10 protein-coding genes are annotated in these 19,611 nt (G+C 68.6%); 7 read left to right on the forward strand and 3 right to left on the reverse strand.

What is annotated here, in order from left to right:
• Positions 1–25: 25 nt before the first annotated feature.
• Both GGR46_RS11320 and GGR46_RS11325 read right to left on the reverse strand, forming a co-directional pair.
• Positions 26–8,743 (reverse strand): autotransporter outer membrane beta-barrel domain-containing protein, encoded by an 8,718-nt coding sequence (locus tag GGR46_RS11320; protein ID WP_183997733.1) that lies wholly within the window; start codon positions 8,741–8,743, stop codon positions 26–28.
• A gap of 342 nt (positions 8,744–9,085) precedes the next feature.
• Complete coding sequence (locus tag GGR46_RS11325) at positions 9,086–9,331, reverse strand: hypothetical protein (protein ID WP_183997734.1); 246 nt, start codon at positions 9,329–9,331, stop codon at positions 9,086–9,088.
• A 188-nt stretch (positions 9,332–9,519) separates the two neighbouring features.
• On the opposite strand from GGR46_RS11325, the gene GGR46_RS11330 reads away from it, so the two are divergent.
• The 7 genes from GGR46_RS11330 (at position 9,520) to GGR46_RS11360 (ending at position 17,311) form a co-directional block, all read left to right on the forward strand.
• Complete coding sequence (locus GGR46_RS11330; protein WP_183997735.1) at positions 9,520–10,230, forward strand: response regulator transcription factor; 711 nt, start codon at positions 9,520–9,522, stop codon at positions 10,228–10,230.
• 20 nt (positions 10,231–10,250) lie between these two features.
• On the forward strand, positions 10,251–11,543 hold the full coding sequence (locus tag GGR46_RS11335) for an ATP-binding protein (RefSeq protein WP_246426119.1): 1,293 nt from the start codon (positions 10,251–10,253) through the stop codon (positions 11,541–11,543).
• 83 nt (positions 11,544–11,626) lie between these two features.
• Positions 11,627–12,322, forward strand: coding sequence for a carbonic anhydrase (locus GGR46_RS11340; protein ID WP_183997736.1), 696 nt, complete (start codon positions 11,627–11,629; stop codon positions 12,320–12,322).
• Positions 12,319–13,830: a SulP family inorganic anion transporter gene (locus tag GGR46_RS11345; protein ID WP_183997737.1), complete on the forward strand. Its 1,512-nt coding sequence runs from the start codon at positions 12,319–12,321 to the stop codon at positions 13,828–13,830. Before GGR46_RS11340 ends, GGR46_RS11345 begins: the two co-directional genes overlap by 4 nt.
• Before the next feature lie 323 nt (positions 13,831–14,153).
• A complete protein-coding gene (locus tag GGR46_RS11350) occupies positions 14,154–14,969 on the forward strand; it encodes a TorF family putative porin (protein WP_183997739.1) in 816 nt (271 codons plus the stop codon).
• 138 nt (positions 14,970–15,107) lie between these two features.
• A complete protein-coding gene (locus GGR46_RS11355; RefSeq protein WP_183997741.1) occupies positions 15,108–16,646 on the forward strand; it encodes a tryptophan halogenase family protein in 1,539 nt (512 codons plus the stop codon).
• Entirely contained in the window at positions 16,643–17,311 is a 669-nt protein-coding gene (locus GGR46_RS11360) for a DUF6445 family protein (protein ID WP_183997743.1), read from the forward strand. Before GGR46_RS11355 ends, GGR46_RS11360 begins: the two co-directional genes overlap by 4 nt.
• Before the next feature lie 184 nt (positions 17,312–17,495).
• Here the strand turns inward: GGR46_RS11360 and GGR46_RS11365 are convergent, their stop codons facing one another.
• On the reverse strand, positions 17,496–19,568 hold the full coding sequence (locus GGR46_RS11365) for a hypothetical protein (RefSeq protein ID WP_183997745.1): 2,073 nt from the start codon (positions 19,566–19,568) through the stop codon (positions 17,496–17,498).
• Positions 19,569–19,611: the final 43 nt, after the last annotated feature.

The following is a 19,611-nucleotide window of genomic DNA, read 5'->3' on the forward strand; positions in this document are numbered from 1 at the left end:
CCGAAGGGCGGCCGGCCATGCCGGATCAGAAGGCGAGTCGCAGGCCGCCGGTGCCCTTCAGGCTGTAGCTCTTGCCGAAGTCGCGGAGCGCGGTGTCGGCCGAGACCTGGCTGTAGAGCGTGATGCGGCCGAGCTGCACGCTGCCGCCCAGCCCGAGCTCACCCCAGAGCCGCTCGTTGCTCCGCGCGATCGGCGTGCCCGAGACCTGGGTGACCGTGCCGTCCAGCCACTCATAGCTGAGGTTGACCACCCCGTAGAGGTGGCTGCCGGCATCCTGGCGATCGAGCGAGATGCCCCAGCGCGTCTTCAGGCTGTCGCCCAGGCGCGAGGAGACTTCGGCACCGTTCGGATCGGTGAAGCGATCGAACCCGATAGTCGAATAGGCCATCTGGATCTGCGGCGTCACCGACAGCGTGCCCGAGAGCGGCGAGCGCTTGCCGACCTCGACGCTATAGGCCTGGCCGGTGCCGTGATTGCCATCGGCCAGCTTGCCGAGCACGGTCGACTTCAGCTTGCTGTCGAACCAGGTGAACTGCGCCCGGCTGTCGACATAGAAGCCCTGCGGACCGAACCAGCTGAGCGTCGCACCCGCGCCATAGCCGCGCGTCTTGATGCTGCCATTCCCGAAGGGCGACGCGATGTTCGCGTGTGCTTCGCCATAGCTGCCCAGCACGCCGACCACGAGGGTCGAGCCGTCGCTGCGGGTGCTGACCGCCTGGTCCACGCCGAGCTCGACCTTCCAGCTGTCGACATTCACGTCGGAGAGGCTGGTCGATTGCACGGCGTTGGGACGCGACCGCGCGCTCTCCATCCGGCCCCAGATGCCCGAGATGCCGTCGCTGTCGGCGTTCCATCGGCGATTGCCGACGCGCTCCTGCATCGTGCCGATCGCATTGAGCGTGGCCAGCGTCTGGCCATAGGCCTCATAGACCGGCACGCCCGGCTGGTAGAGCGGGGTGGCCGGTGGGGCCACCGGGCTCAGCAGCGCGGAGCGAAGATACCAGTCGCCATCGCTGGGCGTGGCGACGCCGTTCTTGTAGAGCCGGTAGCCATAGGCGCCGGCGATTAGTGCCGGAGCCCCCTCGAAGACATAATCGCCGTCGAGCGTGAACGCGCCGTTCGAGGCGCCCGCGACATCGACGATCTTGATGCCCTCGACCGTGGGCGCGCCGGTGCCGCCCAGGTTGGTCACCTTGACCCGCGTGGTGCCCGCCGTCGAACCGCCCACGACCAGCCGGTCGGCGCGCGCACCGTCGCCGCCGAGCTCGGCTTCGATCTCGAGCGTGCCGTTCGCGCCGGTATAGTTGCCGGTGAGGGCGAGCGTGCCGACCCCCGCGAGGCCCGGCGCGATCGTGCCGCTGTTGGTGACCGTGCCCACCGAGCCGGTGCCTTCGAGACGGCCGGCGGCATCGACGTTGACCGTGCCGCCCAGCGTGCCCGTCACCGCCAGCGTGCCGGCGGCCACCCGGGTGGTGCCGGCATAGCCGGCATTGGCACCGCTCAGCACCAGCGTGCCGGTGCCCGCCTTGGTGAGGTTGCCCGCGCCCGAAAGCAGGCCCCCCAGGGTAAAGGTCGTGCCGGTCGCGGTCGAGAGCGTGCCGGCGCCCTGCAGGACGAGGTTGCGGGCGCTGGACAGCGTCGCGCTGGTGGCGAGGGTGCCGCCGTCGAGCATGACGCCGCCCGAAGCCGCGCCCAGATTGGCGTCGCTCGCGATCTGCACGGTGCCGCCGGTGACCAGGGTGCCACCGGTATAGCTGTTGGTGCCGCCGAGGATCAGCGTGCCCGCATCGGTCTTGACCAGCTGGCTCGCGCCGGTGAGCGCCGCGTTGATCGTGGCGGTGTAGCCGGCACCCGCGGTGCTGCCGTCGCCGACACGGATCGTCGCCTGGGCGCCGGTGAGCGCGATCGCGCCGCCGGTGACGGTATAGCCGCCGACCGCGAACTGCATGCCCGAGGCGGCGACCTGGCCAAGGCCGTTGTCGACCGTGACGGTGCCCGCCGTCCCGCCGAACACCGCGAACGCGCCATCGGCATAGGCGGCGTTCAGGATGCCCGAGCTGTCCGTCCAATTGTCGTTGCCGGTGCCGTTCTGCCAGGTGCCGGTGCCGCCATTGACCGCGCCATTGTGCCGCGGCGCGGTGGTGCCGTCCCAGAAGTTCAGCGTGAGATTGGCATAGTTGATCAGGTTGACCTGACCCGCGACCGAGGTCTGGACCCCGATGTTGCTGCCCGCCGGCGCCGCGCCGACGGTGAGGCCGTTGTCGGTGAGCGTGCCGCCATAGTTGAACACGCGGTAGATGCCGGCGCCGAAATTGCCGCCGATCGTCTGGCTCACGTTGATCGTGCCGTCGAGCACCAGGTTGCCGCCGACATTGACCAGGTCGTTGAGCCCGCCGCCCGCGCTGTTCGCCGCGCCGAGCTCATAGTTGAGCGTGGCGCCCTGCGCGATGCTCAGGTTGCCGGCGATCGTCAGCGTGCCTGCGCCGCCCGCGCCCGGCGCCAGCGTGCCGTTCAGCGCGACGCTGCCGCCGATCGTGCCGGTGCCGCCCAGCGTGCCGCCCGTGGCGACGGTGGTGAGGCCGGTGGCCGCGGCATAGTTGCCGTTCACCAACAGCGTGCCCTGCGAAACCAGCGCGCCGCCGGTGAAGCTGCCGGTGCCGCCGAGCACCAGCGTGCCGGCGCCGGTCTTGCCCAGGCTGCCGGTGCCGGTGATCGCGCCGGTCAGCGTCAGCGTCGTCCCCGCATCGGGAGCGAACACGCCCTGTCCGGCGAGCGTGACGCCGCGCGCCGAGCCGATGTCGGCGGTGGTCGCCAGGGTGCCGCCGTTGAAGCTCAGCCCGCCGGCCGCGGCGCCCAGATTGGTGTCGCTCGCGATCTGCAGCACGCCGCCATTGATCGCGGTACCGCCGGTGTAGCTATTGGCGCCGCTGAGGACGAGCCGGCCGAGATCGGTCTTCGCCAGTTGGCTCGCGCCGGTCAGCACGCTGCCGATCGTCGCGGTATAGCCCGCCCCGCCGGTCGTGCCGTCGCCGACCCGGATCACCGCCTGCGCGCCGGTGAGCGTCACGGCGTCGCCGGTGATCGCATAGCCGTTGCTGGCGAACTGGATGCCCGCCACGGTCACTGCGCCCAGGCCGTTGTCGACCGTCACCGCGCCGGCCGCGCCGGTGAAGATGGCGATTGTGCCGTCCGAATAGCCCGCGTTGAGCGCGCCGGTCAGGTCGGTCCAGTTGTCGTTGCCGGTCCGTGCCTGCCACACGCCGTTGCCGCCGTTGATCACGCCGTCATTCTTCGGACCGGCCGCGCCGTCCCAGAAGTTCAGCGTCAGTCCGGCGACATTGACCAGGTTCACTTGGCCCGCGACCGAGGTCTGGACGAAGGTGTCCGCGCCCGCCGGCTGGGTGCCGATGGTCAGGCCGTTGTTGGTCAGCGCGCCCGCATAGTTGAGCACCCGGTAGATGCCGACGTCGAAGCTGCCGCCTGGCGAGGTCGTCACGTCGATCGTGCCGTCTAGGGTCAGATTGCCGCCGACATTGACCAGGTCGTTGAGCGCGCCGCCGACCGCGCCGGCCTGGCCGAGATCGAAGGCGAGATGGCTGCCGCTGCCCAGCGCCAGGTTGCCGTTGATCGTCAGCGTGCCGACGCCGTTGCTGCCCGCCGCCAGCGTGCCGCCGGCGCTCATGTCGACGCTGCCGCCGAGGATGCCGGTGCCGCCCAGCGTCGCGCCTGCCGCAACGGTGATGAGGCCGGTCGCGGCCGACTGATCGCCGTTGACCAGCAGCGTGCCGCCATTGACGTTGGTCGCGCCGGCATAGCTGTTGGTGCCGGTGAGGGTGAGCGTGTTGGCGCCGAACTTGGTGATCGAGCCGCTGCCCGAGATCGGGTTCGCGGCGGTCACATTGTCCGACCGGGAGAACCACAGCTCGCCATTGTTGGCGATGGCGCCGGTGACGCTGCCGGTGGTGCCGCCGGCGCCGAGCTGCAGGATGCCCGCGTTGATCGTCGTGCCGCCGGTGTAGATGCTGTCCCCGCTCAGGACCAGCGCGCCCGCGCCATCCTTGACCAGCCCGCCCGCGCCGACGAACCGCGGCGAGACGAAGATATTGTGGCTGTCGGTGTCGATGGCGACGCCGTTGGCACCGATCGTGACGTCACGCGCATCGAAGCCATCGAAGAAGGCGCTGCTGTCGCCGGTGGCGCGCAGCAGTGCGCCGTCCAGGGTGACGTTCACCGTGCCGTCGCCGGCGCGGATGCCGGAGGTCTCCAGAACCGCGCGATTTGCCGCGGTGCCCTGCAGGGTCAGCGTTCCGCTGGAGCCCGCAGCCATGCCGATAAGGATTCCGTCTTCGGAACGAACCCGTGCGCCAGCCTCGATCGCGAGCGAACCGCTGCCGTTGTTGCCGATGGTGATGCTCGAGGTCGATACCAGCCAGTTCGAGCCGGCACCCGTCACCGTGACGCTGCCATTGGAGCCGGCACCGGCGCCGACATAGCCCTGATTGCTGGTGACGCTCGCGCCATCCTCGATGCGCAGGGTTCCGGCGGCATAGCTGCCGACAGTCAGCTGCCCGGTATCGGCCCAGCTCGAACCGACCCCGGTGATCACGGCATTGCCCTGGCTCGAATCGCCGACGATGCTGTCATGGCTGGAGATCGTGCCGCCGGCTTCGACGCGCAGATTGCCCGTGCCGCCCTGGCCGAGCGAGATCCGCCCGGTGCTCTGCCAGGACGAGCCGATGCCGCTGACCAGCGCATTGCCGACCGCACCGGCGGAGATGCCGAGCGCGCCGGTGTTGCTCAGCACCGTGCCGCCATTGGTGACGTTCAGCGTGCCGGTGCCGTCATAGCCCACCGACAGCGTGTCGCTGTTGGTCCAGGTCGAGCCTGCACCGGTTATCGTGACGGTCGCGCGCTCGCCGGCATAGGGGCCGACCAGGCCGTTGACGTTGCTGAGCGTGCCACCGCCGGAGAGCTGCAACCCACCCGTGCGGACATAAATGTCGCCGGCGATGGTGCTGGCGCCGGTCAGCACGAGCGTGCCGAGATCGGTCTTCAGCAGGTCACCCGCGCCGGTGATGTTCGAGGCGATCGTCGCGGTATAGCCCGCGCCCGCCGCGGTGCCGTCGCCGACGCGGATGATCGACTGCGATCCGGTGAGCCCGATCGCGCCGCCGGTGATCGTGTAGCCGTCGGTGGCGAACTGCATGCCCGATGCGTTGACCGCGCCCAGGCTGGTGTCGACCGTAACCGTGCCGCCCGTCGCCATGAAGATCGCGAAGGTGTCGGCGGCATAGTCGTTGTTCAGCGAGCCGTCGAACAGCGCCCAGTTGTCGTTGCCGCCGGCCGCTTGCCAGATGCCGCTGCCGCCGGTGATCGCATTGTCGCCCCGCGCGCCATTGCCGTCCCAGAAGCTGAAATCGGTCGGTGCGACGTTGGCGAGGTTGACCTGGCCCGCGACCGAGGTCTGGATCTGCGGGATGCTGCCCGCCGGCACGTTGCCGACCGCGAAGCCGTTGTTGGTGAGCGAGCCGCCATAGCTGATCACGCGGTAGACGCCGGGTCCGAAATCGCCGCCGGGCGTGACGGTCACGTCGATCGTGCCGGCCAGGGTCAGGTTGCCGCCGACCTCGATCAGGTCGTTGAGCGGGCCGCCGACGGTGTTCGACTGGCCGAACTCGTAATCGAGCAGCGAGTTGTTCCCGAGGCTTAGATTCCCGGCGATGGTGAGTGTGCCCGGGCTGTTGCCGGGGGCGAGAATGCCGTCGGTCACGATCACGTTGCCGCCGATTGTGCCGGCGCCGCCCAGCCTGCCGCCGTTCGAGACGTTGACCAGGCTCGTCGCATTGCCGAGCGTGCCGTTGACCCGCAGCGTGCTGCCATTGCCGGTGCTGTTGGTGACGTTGACGGTGCCGGAGAAGGCGCCGCTGTTGCCGGTGAGGTTGGTGGTGCCCTCGACCTGATTGATCGCGCCGGCGCCGAAGATCGCCGAGCCGAACAGATAGTTGCTGTCGGTGTGGTTGAAGTTGATGCGCGACGTGGGGCTGCCCAGCATTAGCGACGGCGCGGTGAATGCGCCCGAGGCGGTGGCGGCCTGGCCCTCCGCGCCGCCGATGCTGAGGACGCCGGTCGCCGTGGCGCCGTTGGCCAGCACGAGATAGCCGGCGACATCCACCGAGGCGCCGTCGCTCAGGACGAGCTCACCCGTGCCGGTGCCGCTGCCGATCGTCAGGTCGCCGCCGGTGGTGGCGAAGTGCGAATTGGCCCCCGAGACGGTGAGCCTGGCCGGCAGCGCGGCCGAGACCGTGCCGAAGGTGGCGCTGGAGAAGCTCGCCGCGCCGCCCTGCTGCACGGTGAAGTCGCCGTTGCTCAGCACCAGCGAATTGGTGCTGGTCCAGTTCGATCCCGCGCCGGTGATCGTGGCGGACGGCGTCCCGCGGGTGTTGCCGGTCGCGAAGCCGATGGTGCTGGCGCCTGCGGTGTGCAGCGTGCCGCCGGCGCTGATCGTGAGCTTGCCGTTGGTGATGCCGCTGCCGGCGAGCACCAGCCCGCCCGCCACATCTGCCCGCGAGCCTGCGCCATCGACGATGAGTTCCGCCGTGTTGGTCGAGGCGGCCGAGACGGTCGAAGCACGTAGCGAGATGTCGCCGGTCGTGGTCGTGAGATGCCCGCCATTGGTGACGCTGACGGCTAGCGCCCGGTTGAGGTTCGCCACGCCGGTGATCGCGGTGGTGCTGAAGGCCGAGCCCGCCCCATCGACGCCGAGCATGATCGGGGCGGCGGTGTTGACGTTGATCGATGTCGCGCCACCCGAAGTGGTCGTTCCACCGCCCGCGATGAGGAACTGCCCACCGGAGATGGTCGTCCCGGCGCCATAGTTGTTCTGGCCGGTGAGCGTGAGCGTCCCGGTGTTCGCCTTGGACACGCCACCGGTGCCGGTGATCGCGCCGGCATAGGCATAGGCATCCGTGCGGTTGAACCCCAGCGTGCTGTTGTTGACGATATCGCCCAGGACCGAACCGGTGGTGCCGCCATTGCCGATGTTCAGCGTTCCCGAAGCGATCGTCGTGACGCCGGTGTAGGTGTTGTCGCCCGCCAGGGTGAGTACGCCTGCACCCGACTTGACCAGCGCGCCGCCGCCCAGCAGCGGCCCTCCTATGGTCAGGTTGCTGCCGGCAGTGGTGATCTCGAAGCCGCCGCCGTTCGCGCCCCAGTTGACCGTGCGGGCCAGGCCGCCGCTCGCGCCGGTCCACTGCAGCGTGCCGCCATTGATCGTGAGTGCGCCGGCTACGTCGCCTAGCGCGCCGTTCGAACCCACCGACAGCTTGCCGCCGGTGATCGTCGTGCCGCCGCTATAGCTGTTGGTGTTCGCGACCAGCGTCGTCGTGCCCGATCCGCTCTGGAGGATCGATCCGGTACCGGTGATGAAGCTGGTTACGGTATTGGCGATGCTGCTGTCGAAGACGAGGACGCCGTTGTTGGCCACCTGGCGGAACGCCACGCTCGCCGCACCGCCATCGCCGACCCGCAGCGTGCCCTGGTTGATGGTCCAGTCCATCAGCATCGCGTTGGTGCCGGTCAGCGTCCAGGTGCTGGTGCCGTTCTTCTCGAATTTGTCGCTGGTATCGAAGTTGCGATACTTGCCCGTGGGCGAGACCTGCGAGATGTCGAAGCTCGCATCGTCCGGGCCGCCGAACCCCAGGACTTCGGTGCCGCTCACGCTCGCGGTCACGTTCCCCTCGATGTTCGAGGTTGCCCACAGCTCGAGATACAGTCGGGTGCCGCCGTTCGTGTCCATGCGGATCGCGTCGGTGCTGCCCGCGCCGGCCCGGATCGTACCCGTGTTGATGATCTTGATCGACCAGGCCTGGTTGAAGCTCTGGATCGCCGCGGCGCCGTTGCCGCCCTCCAGTGTGCCCGTGTTGGTCACGGTAAGAAGCTGGGAGCCGATGCCCCGGATCGCCGCGCCGCCGGTGAAGGCCGGATCGCTGTTCGACCCACCGCGGATCGTGCCGTTGTTGACGATGGACGCGGTCGCCGTGAGATTGCGCGAATAGATTGCGAAGCCGTCGCTGCCACTTTGGCCGTTCGAACCCTGGATCAGGCTGTTGTTGATCAGCGTGCCGCCGCTGTTGATCGACACGGCCACGCCCGCATTCCCGCCCGTCGGGGTAAGCGCATAGGAGATCGAATCGCCGGCCGCGATGGTGCCGTTGTTCACGAAGGTGCCGGTGCCGTTCAGGCTGAGGGCGATGCCTGGATCCTGACCGGCGCTGCTCATCGAGCTCCCGCGGATCGTCGCGGTGCTGGTGACGGTGCCCGTGCCGGTCAGCGACAAGGTTCCCGCGGTCACGCCGGTATTGCCGCCGAAATTGCCGGTCAGGACCAGGGTGTTGGTGCCCGACGGGCCTGCGATGAGCGTGCCCTGGCCGGTCGTCGGGCCGGTCAGTACGAATCCCTGCGTATCGATCGTAACGGCCTTGTTCGGCAGGGTGAAGGTGGCGGTCGATACGCTGAAGCTGGAACCCAGCACGATGCGGGGGGCGGTATCCGCATTGCCGGCGATCGTGGTGAGCGCCGCCTGCAGCTCGGCCTCGCTGTTCACCACATAATCATTGGCCCAGGCCGCCGAGGGAAGGAGAAGGGAGAGCGCCAGCGCGGCGCCGCCCGCGCCGGCGAGCAGCTTGCGGCGGCGGCCAGAGGCGGCATGGTTGATCTTGCGGCCCGGCTTCGCGTTCGTGATCATGGTAAGCTTACTCCCCGACGGCATGCGGACGTGACGAGACACCCCGCCGGACGGCAGAGTGCGCAGAAATCTGACGAACCGATCGATGATACGAAGTTGGATACGGCCCCTGGATGCCGCCTTCCGTGCACTCCTCGTGACTCAGACGAAACGTTCGGGTCTCGCGGTGCAGCAGGGGGTGTTAACGGTTCGTTACCAGGGCGTATCCAAAAGCGTTTCCGCTACGTTTCCCGTGGTTTTTCGGCCTTTTCTCACAGGTTTGGCGGAAGGCGAAGGTGCAAAAAAGAAGCCCCCGGCATGGGCCGGAGGCTCTGGGAGTGCGGTGTTTGGAAAGGGTTGGCTTCAGCGGCCGGTCTGGCGCGGGACCGGGGCCGCGCACTTGGCGCGCACGGGCAGGGCGGACTTGCCGGCCTGGTGGTGGCTCTGCACGGTCTGGCAGGCCGGGCGCTCGCGCGGGCGCCAGTGCGCCACGGGAGTCTTGCCCGAGGGTGCCCAGACGAGCTGGTGGGTCTCGTGCAGGGACTGGGCCTGGGCGATGGGGGCGGCGAGCATGCAGGCCGCGGCTGCGATCGGAAGAGCGAGCTTCATGGGAATCTCCTTTGCAGCCGGAAATAATGCGCGTGTCCGATCGGCGCTTTGCGGGCCTGTAAGGAAGCTTTTCCCGTACGTTACGAAGCACTGCTCCCTTGTGACAAAGCATTGCCCGACAGGGGCTCTCTTGAGCGGAAAGGACGGGCGCCCTAAGTGCCAGACATGAATTGTTGCGAGACCATGGCATGAGCGCGCCCGTAATCGTGCTGGTTGAAGACGATCCGGCGCTGCGCACCCTCACCGCACGGGCGCTCCAGGAAAACGGCTATTCGGTGCGCTTGGCCTCGACCGCGCCCGAGATGTGGGTGGCGTTCGACAATGGGCCGGTCGATCTGGTCCTGCTCGACATCATGCTGCCCGGCACCAGCGGCATCGACCTGTGCCGCGAAGTGCGGCGCAAGAGCGACGTGCCGATCATCTTCATCAGCGCGCGCGGAAACGAGCATGACCGGGTGCTCGGGCTCGAGCTGGGTGCCGACGATTATCTCGCCAAGCCGTTCAGCACCCGTGAGCTGATCGCCCGGATCCGCGCGGTGCTCCGCCGCGGCGGGCTCGAGCGGATGGCGGGCGGCGACCGCGAGACCCAGGCGCATTTCGACGGCTGGACCGTGAACTTCCCCCGCCGCGAGGTGAAGTCGCCGAGCGGCGCGGTGGTCGAGCTGACCGGCGCCGAGTTCGATCTGCTCGCGGCGTTCCTCGGCCAGCCCCAGCGGGTAATTGCGCGCGAGCGGCTGGTCGAGCTGTCGCGCGTGCGGCTGGGCGACAGCTCGGATCGCAGCGTCGACGTGCTGGTCAGCCGGCTGCGCCGCAAGATCTCCGCCGCCGGGCACGAGCCGCCGATCGGCACGGTGCGCGGCATCGGCTATATCTTCCGGTCCGAGGTAACCCGCTCCTGAGCCTGGTACCGCGCCATCCGCTGGGGTTGCTCGGCAGGATCCTGCTCATCCTGCTGCTCACCGTCGCGATCGAGTTCGGGGCGAGCACTTTCCTGTACGAGCGTGCGTCGCGCTATTCGATCGAGGAGAGCGACGCGCACCGGCTCGCCGAGCATCTGGTGATCGCGGAGAAGCTGCTGAGCGAGCGGGCGCCTGCCGCGCGGGCCGAGGCGGCGCAGGAGCTCACCACCGATCGCTATATCGTGCGCTGGTCGCCGAGCATCCCCCAACGCCCCGCCTTTCCGCCGCGCCAGAAGCGGATGGAGGCGCAGGTGACCAATTGGGAGAAGGGGCTGAAGGAATCGCACCTCCAGCTCCGCCTGGCGCCCAGCGTGCATGGCCAGGTCGTCGCCGGCGAGATGCGCATGCCCGATGGCAGCTGGATCGTGTTCAAGACGCGCGAGGCAGTGCAGGTCTGGCAGTTCGCGATCGAGCGCACCCTGGTCGCGCTCGTGCCGGCACTCCTGCTGCTCACGCTCGGCGCACTGCTGATCCGCGGCACGCTGTTGCCGCTGCGCAAGCTCATCCACGCGATCGGGCATGTCGGCTCGGGCAAACGGGTGACGGTGGAGGAGGAGGGTACCGCCGAGATCCGCGGGCTGATCCACGCCTTCAACGGCATGCAGCGCCGTATCCACGAGCTGATCGAGAATCGCACCCAGGCACTCGCCGCCGTGGGGCACGACCTGCGCACCCCGCTCGCCCGGCTCCAGCTGCGGCTGGAGAGTGTCGGCGACGAGGAGAGTCGCCGGTCGATGCTCGAGGACATTGGCGAGATGGACGACATGATCGCCTCGCTGCTCACTTTCCTCAAGGGGCAGGACGATCCCGAACCGGCGGTTGCGGTGGACGTCGCCGTCATGGCAGCGACCCTGGTCGAGGATGCCGGGGATCGCGGGCACGACGCGCGCTATTCGGGGCCGCGGCACTTGGAATGGATGGTGCGCCCCTCGATGCTTCGCCGCGCGCTCAGCAACCTGATCGAGAATGCGCTGCACTACGGCAAGGCGGTGCGGGTGATCGTGGCACAGGAGGAGGGCGAACTGGTCTTCCGGGTCGAGGATGACGGCCCCGGCATCCCGGCCGACCAGATCGAGGAAGCGCTGCAGCCCTTCGTCCGGCTCGATGTCGAGCGGGGCCGCAATACCAAGGGGATGGGGCTCGGCCTTGCCATCGTCCAGCAGGCGGTGGCGCTGGAAAAAGGTGTCCTCACTTTGGCGAATGCAAGCCCTCCGAAGACGGGGCTCATCGCGGAAATCCGTCTGCCTGGCTGACGGCAACACTTTCTCACAGTCCCGCTGCGCTGCGGCAAGATTGACCCATTAGGTTGCACTCTGAGTTAAAAGGAGTTGTAACCGTGAACGAGTTGATTGGCCGGGTCTTCAGCTTCGAGAAGACCGTCTTCCCGAACCAGAGCGACCTCTACGGCAAGCTCGCTACCCAGGGGCAGAGCCCCAAGGCGCTGATGATCTCCTGCGCCGACTCGCGCGTCGTGCCCGAGCACATCATGCAGGCACAGCCGGGTGACCTGTTCGTCTGCCGCAACGCCGGCAACATCGTGCCCCCCTTCGCGCAGAAGATCGGTGGCGTCTCGGCGACCGTCGAATATGCCGTCATGGCGCTCGGCGTGCGTGACATCATCGTCTGCGGCCATTCGGACTGCGGCGCCATGAAGGCGGTCGCCCATCCGGAGATGGTCGCCGCCATGCCGAACGTCGCCGTGTGGCTCAACCATTCGGACGCCGCGCAGAAGGTCGTCGCCGATGCCTATCCGGGCCTCGACGAGAATGCCCGTGTCCGTGCGATCAGCCTGGAGAATGTCGTGGCGCAGCTCGCGCATCTCCGCACCCACCCCTCGGTCGCCTCGGGGATCGCGCGCGGCGAGATCGCGCTGCACGGCTGGTTCGTCGACATCCATGCCGGCCAGATCCTGGCGCTGGATGGCGATACGAACCGCTTCATCGTCGTCCGTGACGATACGCCGCTGCCCGTCGCCGTGAAGTCGGCCCAGCGCCGCGCGGCCGACTTCGATCTGGTGGAAGCCGCCGAATGAGTACGTCCGCGCTTCCCAAGGGATGGATGGTCCGTGACTTCACGGCCTCCATCGTGGTCTTCCTAGTCGCAATGCCGCTCTGCATGGGCATCGCCGTCGCCTCGGGCATGCCGCCCGAAAAGGGCCTGCTGACCGGCATCATCGGCGGTGTGGTCGTTGGCCTGATCGCGGGCTCGCCGCTCCAGGTGAGCGGCCCCGCGGCCGGCCTCGCGGTCATCGTGTTCGAGCTGGTGCGCGAGCACGGCCTGGCCGCGCTCGGCGCGATCCTCGTGCTCGCCGGCGCCCTTCAGGTGCTGGCCGGCGTGGTCAAGGTCGGCGGCTGGTTCCGCGCGATCTCGCCCGCGGTGGTGCACGGCATGCTCGCCGGTATCGGCGCGCTGATCGTCGTGGGCCAGTTCCACACCCTGTTCGACGCCAAGCCGCTCTCGAGCGGCCTGGAGAACCTCGCGGCGCTGCCGGGCCGGCTGTTCGGCCTCGAGCCGACCAACATCGCCGGCACCGAGCTGGCGCTCGGCCTCGGCGTGCTGACCATCGTGCTGATGCTCGGCTGGGACAAGCTCAAGCCCACCGCGCTCAAGCTCATCCCGGGCGCGCTGGTCGGCGTGGTTGGCGCGACGCTCGTCGCCTTCGGCTTCGGGCTTGAAGTCGTCCGTGTCTCGGTGCCGGACTCGCTCGCTTCGGCGGTGACGATTCCGGGCAGCGACTTCCTCGGCTGGTTCGCCAGCCCGACGATCATCATCGCGGCGGTTGCGGTGGCGTTCATTGCCAGCGCCGAGACGCTCCTCTCGGCCGCCGCGGTCGATCGCATGCACGACGGCGTGCGCACCGACTACAACAAGGAGCTGCGCGCGCAGGGCGTGGGCAACCTCCTCTGCGGTCTCGCGGGCGCGCTGCCGATGACCGGCGTGATCGTCCGCAGCTCGGCCAACGTCCAGGCGGGTGCGATCACCCGCATGTCGGCGGTGCTGCACGGCGCCTGGCTGCTCGGCTTCGCGGCGCTGCTGCCCTGGCTGCTGCGCGAGATCCCGATGGCCGCGCTCGGCGGCGTGCTCGTCGTCACCGGCTGGAAGCTGGTCAGCGTCAGCCATGTCCGTCACCTGTTCCATCACTACGGCCTGCTGCCGGCGGCGATCTGGGCGGTGACCTTCGTCCTGGTGATCGCGACTGACCTGCTGACCGGCGTGCTGGTCGGCCTGGCGCTCTCGGTGCTGGAGCTGCTTCCGAACTTCCGCCGCCTGCGGCTGAAGGTCGATGCGGAGCATGGCGAGGATGCGCACAAGATCAGCCTGGACGGTGCGGCGACCTTCGTCACGCTGCCCAAGCTGAACAGCGCGCTCGACGCGGTGCCGGGCGACAAGCCGGTGCACCTTGCCTTCGAGAAGGTGCCGGCGATCGATCACACCAGTGCCGAAACCCTTCGGGACTGGGTGCAGCGTCGCCGCGCGCGGGGCCTCAAGGTGCATCTGACCGGAGATCCCGATCAGCTGCGCAAGCTCCAGCCGGCCTGACGCCGTAGAAATCCTCTCCCGACCGGGAGAGCGCCAGGAGGGGCGGGCAGGCGAACCGGATCGGGTCGCCGCCCGCCCCTTCGTCGTTCCGGGCCGGTTCCTTGCGGGAGGCAGCGGAAAGCACCGGTGTGATATTTTTGCTGCATCGCAGCGCAGCCGGGCGCCAGCAATGGTTTATTACAATGCGGCAACGCACCGGCCAGACTGGAACGGCATTTTGAGCACCGAACAGCAGTGGCCCCCTTCCCGCATTCTTGCGGGATGAGAGGGCCTCGCTCTTCGGCGCAGGCGGGAACATTCTCAGGCTATTGGGGAATGCCCGCATGAAGAAGTATCTGATCGCAGCTCTGTTGAGCTGCACGGCCTTTCCGGCTTTCGCGCAGGAAGAGGCGCCGCCCAAGCCGGTAACCGTTTCCGGAAACGTCGCGCTCGTGTCCGACTATCGCTTCCGCGGCGTCTCGCAGAGCGACAAGGGTATCGCGGTGCAGGGTGGTATCACCGTCAGCCATGAAAGCGGCCTCTACGGCGGCGTCTGGGGCTCCAACCTCGCCGGCTGGGGCACGTTCGGCGGCTCGAACACCGAGCTCGACCTGATCGCCGGCTACAAGAAGGACCTGGGCGACGGCCTTGCGCTCGACGTCGGCGTGACCTGGTACATGTACCCCTCGGGCGCCGACAAGACCGACTTCGCCGAGCCCTATGTGAAGCTCAGCAGCTCGATCGGCCCGGTTTCGATGCTCGCCGGTGTCGCCTATGCGCCGAGCCAGGAAGCGCTGGGCAACTGGAGCAACACGCCCGAGAGCAAGCTCGGGGACAAGGAGGACAACCTGTATCTCTGGGCCGATGTCAGCGGCGGGATCCCCAACACCCCGATCACGCTCAAGGCCCATCTCGGCGGCTCGAAGGGCAATCCGGGCCTGGGTCCGAACGGCACCAGCGTGGCGCCCACCGGCTCCTATCTCGATTGGCTGATCGGCGCCGATGCCGCCGTCGGCCCGCTCACCATCGGTGTCGCTTATGTCGATACCAGCATCACCAAGGCGGACTCGGCCTATATCCAGCCGAACTTCTCGCGGGTGAAGGACGGCAAGTCGATCGCGGACGCCGCGGTGGTCTTCTCGGTCAGCGCGGCTTTCTGAGGCAGGCGCAGACCTGACAGGAGGGGGTGATTTCACCGGAGCGGCAGGCCCGCTCCGGTGATCTCCCGCATGAGAAATGCATTTCAAGGATCGGCGCGGCGCGCTAATCCCGGGCTTCGAACCAAGCGAGAAGCCCCGATGACTGCACCCAGCGACGCGATTTCCCCCAAGGCGAGCGGCGCGCGGCGCGTGCGCTCGGTCGTCATCCTCGGCGGCGGCACCGCCGGCTGGATGACCGCCACCGCGCTCGCCAGCCAGTTCGGGCGGACGCTGGAGATCAAGCTGCTCGAATCCGAGGAGATCGGCATCGTCGGCGTCGGCGAGGCGACGATCCCGACGATCCACTGGTTCAACCAGCTGATCGGGCTCGACGAAGGCGCCTTCCTTCGCGAGACCAAGGCGAGCTTCAAGCTGGGCATCGAGTTCGTCGACTGGGTGCGCCCCGGCTATCGCTATTTCCATCCCTTCGGTACGTTCGGCGTGCCCCTTCCGGGCGTGGCCTTCCACCATCGCTGGATCAAGGCGCGGGCAGAGGGGCTCGCCCTGCCGCTCTCCGCCTTCTCGCTGGCGGACGAACTGGCGCAGCAGGGCCGCTTCGCCATGCCGACGGGCGATGCCCGCTCGATCCTCTCGACGCTCGGCTATGCCTATCATTTCGATGCGAGCCTCTATGCCCGCCATCTGCGCGGGCTGGCCGAGGCGGCGGGTGTCACCCGCACCGAGGGCAAGCTGCAGGACGTCGAGCGCGATGCCGATACCGGCAACGTCACCGCGCTCACCACCCAGCGCGGCGACCGGCTGGAAGGCGACCTGTTCATCGACTGCTCGGGCTTCCGCGCGCTGCTGATCGACGGGACGATGCAGAGTGGGTTCGAGGACTGGTCGCACTGGCTGCCCTGCGATCGCGCCGTGGCGGTGCCCTGCGAACGGCTTGCCGACACCACGCCCTTCACCCGCTCCACCGCGCGGCCGGCGGGCTGGCAATGGCGCATCCCGCTCCAGCACCGGATTGGCAACGGCCATGTCTTCTCCAGCCGCTTCATGAGCGAGGACGAGGCGACCGGCATGCTGATGGCCAATCTCGACGGCGAACCGCTGGCCGAGCCACGCCCGCTGCGCTTCAAGGCGGGTACGCGGCGCAAGGCCTGGGTGGGCAATGTCGTCGCGCTCGGCCTGTCCTCGGGCTTCCTCGAGCCGCTGGAATCCACCTCGATCCACCTGATCCAGAGCGGCATCGCCAAGCTGCTGACGCTGTTCCCGGATCGCGACATGGATCCGGCGCTGGCCGATCGGTACAATGCGCTGCTGAATGCCGACATGGACAACATCAAGGACTTCCTGATCCTCCACTACCACGCCAACCCCGGCCGCACCGAGCCGTTCTGGGTCGAACGGCGCGAGATGGCGTTGCCCGAGAGCCTGGTGGCGCGCGAAGACCAGTATCGCCGCTCCGGCCGGCTGATGCTCGGCAGCGAGGAGCTGTTCCGCGACGCGAGCTGGCTGGCGGTGCTCAACGGGCAGGAGATCGTGGCCGAGGATTACAACCCGCTCGCCGATGTGCTCGACGGCGCGACCAACGCCGCGCAGCTCCGCCAGATCGCCGAGGTGATCCAGCGCGCCGCGCCGACGCTACCGCTCCACGACGCGGCGCTGGCGGCGGCGATGGGGCAGGGGTGATCAAGCCCGATATCGTCGCGCGGCGGATCGGCGGCGAGGGCCAGCCGATCGCGATCGTCGACGGTTTCCATCCCGATCCGGATGCGTTGCGCGTCTTTGCGCTGGCGGCGGCGTTCGAGCCCGGGCGGCATCACTATCCGGGCATCCGGGCAGCCCTTCCAGCCGACTATTTCGCGAAGGTACGCCCGGCGCTGGGGCCGGTGCTGCGCGAGGTGCTGGGCGCGGCGAACGGTATCGAGCTGCTCGATGCCAGCTTCTCGATCGTCACCACGCCGCCGGGCGAGCTGGGCATCGAACAGCGCCTTCCGCATGTCGATGCAGTGCAGCCGGGGCGGATCGCTTTGGTCCATTATCTGTCGGAAGGCGACGGCACCGCCTTTTTCCGCCACCGTGCCACCGGCTTCGAGACGATCGATGCGGCGCGGTCCCCGGGTTATCTGGCAGCGCTCAATGCCGAGTTGCGGGCCGACCCGCCGGCAGCGGCCTATCCCTTCGGCGACACTGCCCTGTTCGAGCGTATCGCCCATGTCGAGGCACGCTATAATCGCGCGGTGATCTACCGCAGCGCACTGCTCCACAGCGGCGCGATCGCGCCGGGGGCGGTGCTGGATAGCGATCCGGCGCGTGGGCGGCTGACGGTGACGGCGTTTCTGGCGGCCCAATAACGTCATCCCGCCACCAACCGTCATCCCGGCGAAAGCCGGGATCTCGTGCGGCTCCTTCCCCGCGCCTTCGCCTGAGATCCCGACTTTCGTCGGGATGACGGAATGGTGTGAGGCGGGCGAAAAAAATCGCCCGCCACCCCGGGGAGGGATGACGGGCCGAGGTGGGGTGTAGGGTCAGCTCCGCTCAGCGCTTCTTCTTCGCGGGAGCCTTGGGCGGCTGCACCGCGAGATAGACGGTGCTCCACAGCTGCGCGGCATTGGACTCGTCGACGTCCGCCTTGCCTGCGCCGAACGGCACGACCTTGTAGCGGCCGTTCTCGAACGCCCAGGACCAGAGCTCGGAGCTCTGCGTCGCCCGCGTCGCCTGGATCGCGCGCCACAGCCTGGTCTGTGCGTCCTTGAGCACCGCGCGCGTAGCGGCGGGCAGGTCGGTGCGGGCCAGCTGGCGCTCGAGGCCGGCGGCGAACAGCGCCTGCTGCCACGACCACACCACCGCGCCGTGATAGGCGGCCGGAGTGAAGCGGTCCTGCACCTCGGTGCTGGCCAGCGCCGGATTGGCGACGAGCAGGCCGATATCGGTCATCAGACCCGCCGGGAAGGGCCGCGCCAGTGCCCCGACATAGGCCTGGAGATCGGCCGGGGAAGGGTGCCCGAACAACAGCTCGAAACCTTCGTCGGAATTGATGATCGGCACCGGCTTGCCATGATCGTCGAGCGCGATCGCGTGATAGCGCAGCGCCTGGCCCTTGAGCGCGGCGAGCGCCGGGGCGGCGGGCACGCCGACGCGCGCGGCATAGTCGCGGACCTGGGCGGCGGCGTCAGCCGCCGGCGTCTCGACTGCGAACAGCCCGGGTGCCTCGCTGCGCCAGGTCGCCGCCATGGCATGGGCGCGGGCAAGCGCGGCGCGGTCCGCCGGGGTCAGATAGCGGTCGAGCAGCCCGGCGCGCGTCAGCTTGTCGGCGGCTTCCAGCGCGGCGGGCACCAGCACGGCGTTGACGTCATAGGGATAGCGGCCGCGGCCGAGCCCTTCCTCGCTGTCGCGCCACTCGCCGGTCAGGCGGCCGGCCTTGACCGCGACCAGCTTGCGCCAGGCCGGATCGCCGGCGAAGGGCGCTGCTGCGTCGAGCACGAAGCGCAGGTTGCGCACCAGCAGTGCGCCGGCGGGCTGGGCCGTGCCCGGATGGGCGACGCTCGGCACGTCGCGCGCCAAGAAGGCGTGGGCAGCGGTGCGGTTGGCTGGGTTGAGCAGATATTCGGCTGCCACTGGCGCGAGCATGTAGTCGTCGTCGATCATCGCATAGTCGAGCGTCGGCGTGTCGCCGCCGCCCTGGCCGTGCTGCTTGTGATCGACCAGCGCGAATTCGGCGAGGCCCTCCTCGTGCGCGACATCGCCCTTGTCGTCGAGCCGGGCGAGCACCGAACCGATCCCGGCTTCGACCGCGGCATTCTTCAGCGCGGGCATCAGCAGCCGGACCGACATCAGTGTGTCGCGGCCGAAATAGGTGTCGAAGCGCCACGATCCGGCGAGGAACTTCTCGCGGTAGCTCAGGAAGGCGAGGGCGTTGCGCGCCGCGGGATCGGCGGCGGCATGCGCGTTGAGCAGCTCGGCCTTGCTCAGGCCGTGGAGCGGCGTCTCGCCCGTCGCCGCGACGATGCGCAGGCGGATGCGGCCATCGGCGCCGGCGACGATCGCACCATTGTCGATCCGTCCGCCCAGCACCTGGATCTCCAGGCTGTAGCCCGGCGCACCGTCGATCCGGTCGCGGGCATAGAGGATGCGGTTGCCCTCGATACGGGCCGGCGCCTCGACATCCGCCGGGAAGCGGCTGACCGACTGATAGTCACGCAGGAAGCGGACATTGGAGAGCACGGCCTGCTTGGGCGCCAGCCGGGCCGCGTCGATCGTCGCGATCGCCTCGATCCCGTTCAGCGCGCGACCCTTGCCGTCGGCGAAGGTCACCGGGCGCGGTGCCTGGTCGAGCCGCCACGTGGCGGGACGGCCTACGGACGCGAACCACAGGCCCACGCCGCTATTGCCCGCCGGGAACGCGACCAGGATGCGCGGATCGCTGCCGTTGCGCAGCAGCAGGTGCGCCGCGACCTTCCCGTCGCGCACGAACGCGTTGAGGTTCTGCCCCTCGGTCAAGCTGTAGGCCAGCTCCGGCGCGTTGGCGGCGCGCTTCTGCGCCAGTGCTGCCGTGCTCGTGCCCGCGAGCAGCAGGCCGCTCACCAGCAGCAACCGCATCGAACCTCGCATCCGTCTCTCCTCTCATCTTCAGATATGGAAAGGCGCGGCGAAC

Origin of the sequence: Sphingomonas kyeonggiensis (assembly GCF_014196745.1) — a bacterium.
Classification (GTDB): Bacteria; Pseudomonadota; Alphaproteobacteria; order Sphingomonadales; family Sphingomonadaceae; genus Sphingomonas; species Sphingomonas kyeonggiensis.